Below are 4798 nucleotides of genomic sequence, written 5' to 3'. Positions count from 1 at the left end.
ATAAATTTGATTGATTTCTTAATCATAAATATATCAATAAATAACTATTAAAAAAATCAAAGGATTCAAAACATTCTCGTACCAAAGTTTTGCGTGAGGGATAGCAGCGAAAATCCCGTAGCCCGACGTAGGAGGTGCGAGGAATTGTAGCGTATAGCCCGACCCGGAGTTTTTACGGAGGGGCACGCCCAAATTTTGATTTTAATAAACATCAGTTTCATTTCCATGCTATTGTATTTGTTTGTAAATTTGCGCACTTCATTTTTTTGACAACGATTTCATTAAATGAAGATTACTTATGGAAAACAGAAAAAAAGTGGCCTTTTATACTTTGGGCTGTAAACTAAATTTTTCGGAGACATCGACTATTGCTCGTAATTTACAAGACGAAGGTTTTGATCGTGTTGATTTTGAGGATGTCGCCGATATGTATGTCATCAACACTTGCTCCGTAACCGAAAATGCCGACAAGCAGTTCAAACAAGTAGTGCGTAAAGCCATGAAGTTGAACAATAAAGCTTTTGTGGCAGCTGTGGGCTGTTATGCGCAATTGAAACCCGAAGAATTGGCCAATGTCGATGGGGTAGATTTGGTGCTAGGAGCGACAGAAAAATTCAAACTAGCCGATTATATCAATGATTTGTCCAAAAACGATATGGGCGAGGTACATTCTTGCGAGATTGCCGAAGCCGATTTCTATGTGGGCAGTTACTCGATAGGCGACCGTACACGTGCATTTTTGAAGGTGCAAGATGGTTGTGATTATAAATGTACGTATTGTACGATTCCGTTAGCTCGTGGAATTTCTCGAAGTGATGCACTTGAAAATGTATTGCAAAATGCGTTTGAAATTTCGAAACAAGGCATTAAGGAAATTGTGCTTACGGGTGTCAATATTGGTGATTATGGTAAAGGGGAATTTGGTAATAAAAAACACGAACATACTTTTTTAGAATTGGTTCAGGCTTTGGATGAAGTAGAAGGAATCGAAAGATTGCGAATTTCGTCTATCGAACCGAATTTATTGAAAAACGAAACCATTGAATTTGTTTCGAAAAGCAGAACTTTTGTACCGCATTTTCATATTCCGTTGCAATCAGGAAGCAATGACATCTTGAAATTGATGAAGCGTCGTTACCAGCGTGAAGTCTATACGGAACGTGTCAATAAAATACGTGAGGTAATGCCGCATGCGTGTATAGGTGTGGATGTGATTGTGGGTTTTCCTGGTGAGACGGATGAACATTTCTTGGAAACTTATCATTTCTTGAATGAAATGGATATTTCGTATTTACACGTATTTACGTATTCAGAAAGAGATAATACCGAAGCGGCTGAAATGGAAGGTGTTGTTCCTGCTAATGTGCGTGCGAAACGCAGTAAAATGCTTCGTGGTTTATCAGTCAAAAAGCGTCGAGCTTTTTATGAAAGTCAGATAGGAACGAATAGAACAGTCTTGTTTGAGTCTGAGAATAAAGAAGGATATATTCACGGATTTACAGAGAATTATGTAAAAGTAAAAACGCCTTGGAATCCTGAGTTAGCCAATACATTGCAAGAAGTTAATCTAACACATATTGACGAAGATGGATCAGTACGAATGGATTTTGTATCTGCTTTGGTTTAAAATCTAGAACTATATTTCATAAAAACAAAATACCCAATTCTACTTATAGAATTGGGTATTTTTATTTTTTTGTGGTACTCTATTTTTTGTTGTTTTTATCTTTGTATTGTTGCAGTAATTTTCGATTGAAATCCTCTTCTGCTTTTTTAAGTTTAATAATTTTTACTTTAGGTAAAAAAGTTTTTAAATCTGTATTTAACCTTTTTTTGAGTTGGTAAAGTTCATTGTCAGTCCTTTCTATTTGTGATAATAGAATGCTGGCCTCTTTTTCACTCATTTTATTTAAATTATTATCCTGCATTAGGTTTCTGTATGTTTTCATTTTTTGATGTCTTATTTCGAATTGTTTATCGTCATAAGCATTGTAAATAGGCCAAAATTTCTCCGCTTCCGTTGTTGATAGTTCTAATTCAGAAGTAAAGAATGATACTTTTAATTCTTTTATTTGATCTTTTTTTCCTTTTATTCCATCTTGTGCATATGAGCAAAATGAGATTGTGATAAGGAGTAAAAGTAATTTTGTGAATTTCATTTCGTTTGTTTTTTTAATTGTCGCCTGAGTATAAATCCATTTCCATTTCATTTACGTCTACATCGACAGTTGCTTTTAAATGATCAATATCTTCATCATCTAATAGATTGATGATGTCGTATTGGGTCACATTTGACTGATAACTTAGGTAATTTTCAATAGTGCTCTCGTCTAATTCATTAGTCTTTGTCAGATTCGAAAATAATATAGGAACTAGTAATGCGATTACGAAAATAGCGGCTACCATCAAAACAATATGTTTTTTGTTGCGAAAAATAGAGATTACTTTCGTTTGCTTTGCAGGCAATCGCTGTGTTACTTTTTCTGATAAGGTATCAAAATACAGTTCTGGAGTTTTAAATCCAGTACTTATTTTAGGAGTTGTATCTAATTTAAATTCTTTCATGATATAGTTTAGACTAGGATAGTAGCTAAAGGTTTAATTATTGGTGATGAATGCTTCAATTTTTTTTACGGCATGATGATAGGATGCTTTTAGAGCACCTACCGAAGTTCCTAGTATTTCGGACATATCTTCGTATTTTAATTCTTCAAAATATTTCATTTTGAATACTAATTGTTGCTTTTCAGGGAGGGCTATTATTGCTTTTTGTAATTTGAGTTGAAGTTCATCACCATCAAAATAACTGTCTGATTTTAGATTGTCAATGGTTTTGCTTTGTAAAGCTTCTGATGAAATGCCGCTTTTTTTAGCTTTTTGATTCAAAAAAGTTAGTGCCTCATTAGTCGCAATACGATACATCCACGAAAATAATTTACTTTCTCCTTTGAAATTTTTTAAATGTTGGAAAACTTTAATAAAGGTGTTTTGCAAAACATCATCGGCATCATCATGGTTTAAAACAATGTTGCGTATATGATTGTATAACGGTTTTTGATAATCTAACAAGAGTTTTTGAAACGATTCGTTTTGCGTCTTAGGATTTAATAAACGTTCGATAAATTCTTTTTCTTCGAGCAAAATAGAAATAGATTCAGGTATGTTATAATTTGATGATTTAGTTGTTGTTGCAATGAATTCTATTTAAAATTCAGATTGCTCTTCTTTATTTTCAACTGTTTGAATTTTCTTTGGCTCTGTTTTTTTTATAACTGGTTTGTTGACTTTCAACGGTTGTCTTGCTACAGGTGTTATGGTTCCAATAGCCGTTTCTTCTTCTCTAGCAACGTTTACTTTTGATGTTTGTTGTATTGCTGTTGTGATAGGTTGTACTACTGTTGGAGCAGAGACTGTTTTAGGTTCAAGAGGGATGAAAATATCAGTAACCCATTTTGAGGTATTTTTCATATCATTTTTACCTATTTTAAAACTTTCGATATACAAAATAGTTGGATCTGCTTTAAGTTGGTTTTTATGCAAGTAAGCTGTTCCTTTATCAACCGCTTTTTGAAGATGAGAGTAGTCACCAGTTAAAGTTGTTTTTACGGCTTCAGTTGCCTGAAATGTTCCAGAGTAAATATCACTTCCAGAACTAATTAAAATTTCAGTTTTTATAGGAAGACAGATAGAGATTTTAGCTATTTTTTTAGCTAAGTCATAAGAATGATAGATTACAAAAGGTTTTCCGTTAATATTAATATTGTTTTCCGCACAAAATGCAGTGATTTTTGGAATTACAACCGAAGTGTTTTTGAGTACTTTATCAATTTCACTTGTAAAGGTTTGGCCTAAATAGTATATAATAGGTCTTTTAACTAAACCATATTCTTGAATATTAAAGGTATTTATTTCATAATCAAGTGCTTTGTCGAGATTGTTTAAGCTTTTTTCATACATTTCTCCTATTATTTTGTCAGGACCTCCTTTTAATGCAGCATAAATTTTAAATAAAAAATTCATTTTTCCTTTGGTTCTCCATGTCACCTTAGTTCCTCCAATAGTGTCTTTGAAACTCCAATAGACTTTAGATGGACTGTCGTTAAAAGTCATTTTTTGTGATATGCTATCATTTTCTTTTACAAAAAGAGTTTTCATTTCGCCATTTCCATCATTACCTTCCCAGCTATATGAAGCTCCTGGACCAATTGTTTTTTCAGCGTATATAATTTTCATATCAGGATCATCAGCGATCCATGACCCAAAGTCTTCCCAATTTTTGTAATCATTAATGTAATTGTAAACAGATGATTTTGAGCTGTTAATGATTTTGCTTCTTTCAATATTAAATTCTCCTTTTTGAGTAGCAATAAAAATAGATAATGCTACTAAGCTGAGTAGAATTAAAAGAAATAGGTATTTTATAATTCTCATAATATTCGGTTTGTTTGCGTTGTAAAGTTATATATTTTTTAGGTACAATACGAAAAATATAGAAGTATTTAGGATGTGGGTTTGAGTTGTTTTAGAACTGTAAATTATATTAGTCCTAGATATCAAAATGATTTTTATAATCTCTTCTAATGCTTATATTTGTTTGATTTCAAACCGATAATTTAATTTAAGTCAATAATGAGGTTACAAAATAGTTTTGCGTTGTATTTAACAATGCTAGTTTCAGTTGTGTGTTATGCTCAGAAAGTGAATGATAACAATTCTTTTGAATACCAAGTGGAACAATTTTCAGATATAAAAGTGTTGCGTTATCAAATTCCAGAATGGGATAAGCTAACATTAAAAG

Annotated in this window: 5 protein-coding genes; 1 reads left to right on the top strand and 4 read right to left on the bottom strand. The window is 32.4% G+C overall.

Annotation, left to right across the window (positions count from 1 at the left end; translation table 11 throughout):
* The first annotated feature begins 298 nt into the window (after positions 1 to 298).
* The gene (gene mtaB / locus WBQ70_RS11105; protein ID WP_423914111.1) at positions 299 to 1627 is read left to right on the top strand and encodes a tRNA (N(6)-L-threonylcarbamoyladenosine(37)-C(2))-methylthiotransferase MtaB; all 1329 of its coding nucleotides are present in this window, start codon (positions 299 to 301) and stop codon (positions 1625 to 1627) included.
* Positions 1628 to 1706: 79 nt separating this feature from the next.
* Here mtaB and WBQ70_RS11100 read toward each other — a convergent pair whose 3' ends face one another.
* The 4 genes from WBQ70_RS11100 to WBQ70_RS11085 form a co-directional block, all read right to left on the bottom strand.
* Positions 1707 to 2159, bottom strand: a complete 453-nt coding sequence (locus WBQ70_RS11100; RefSeq protein WP_423914109.1) for a sensor of ECF-type sigma factor — start codon at positions 2157 to 2159, stop codon at positions 1707 to 1709.
* 13 nt (positions 2160 to 2172) lie between these two features.
* Positions 2173 to 2565 (bottom strand): hypothetical protein, encoded by a 393-nt coding sequence (locus tag WBQ70_RS11095; protein WP_423914106.1) that lies wholly within the window; start codon positions 2563 to 2565, stop codon positions 2173 to 2175.
* 33 nt (positions 2566 to 2598) lie between these two features.
* Positions 2599 to 3141 carry an RNA polymerase sigma factor gene (locus WBQ70_RS11090; protein WP_423914103.1) on the bottom strand — a complete coding sequence of 181 codons (543 nt, stop codon included), beginning with the start codon at positions 3139 to 3141 and terminating at the stop codon, positions 2599 to 2601.
* Between the two features lie 63 nt (positions 3142 to 3204).
* The gene (locus WBQ70_RS11085; protein ID WP_423914101.1) at positions 3205 to 4431 is read right to left on the bottom strand and encodes an SRPBCC family protein; all 1227 of its coding nucleotides are present in this window, start codon (positions 4429 to 4431) and stop codon (positions 3205 to 3207) included.
* Between the last annotated feature and the right edge of the window lie 367 nt (positions 4432 to 4798).

Source organism: Flavobacterium sp. (genome assembly GCF_049590715.1).
Taxonomy (GTDB): Bacteria; Bacteroidota; Bacteroidia; order Flavobacteriales; family Flavobacteriaceae; genus Flavobacterium.
This window is presented reverse-complemented; position numbering and strand designations above follow the sequence as displayed.

Excerpts from the sequence above, each read along its gene's own strand:
- mtaB (WP_423914111.1), top strand. The coding sequence starts at position 299 with ATGGAAAACAGAAAAAAAGTGGCCTTTTATACTTTGGGCTGTAAACTA.
- WBQ70_RS11100 (WP_423914109.1), bottom strand. The coding sequence starts at position 2,159 with ATGAAATTCACAAAATTACTTTTACTCCTTATCACAATCTCATTTTGC.
- WBQ70_RS11095 (WP_423914106.1), bottom strand. The coding sequence starts at position 2,565 with ATGAAAGAATTTAAATTAGATACAACTCCTAAAATAAGTACTGGATTT.
- WBQ70_RS11085 (WP_423914101.1), bottom strand. The coding sequence starts at position 4,431 with ATGAGAATTATAAAATACCTATTTCTTTTAATTCTACTCAGCTTAGTA.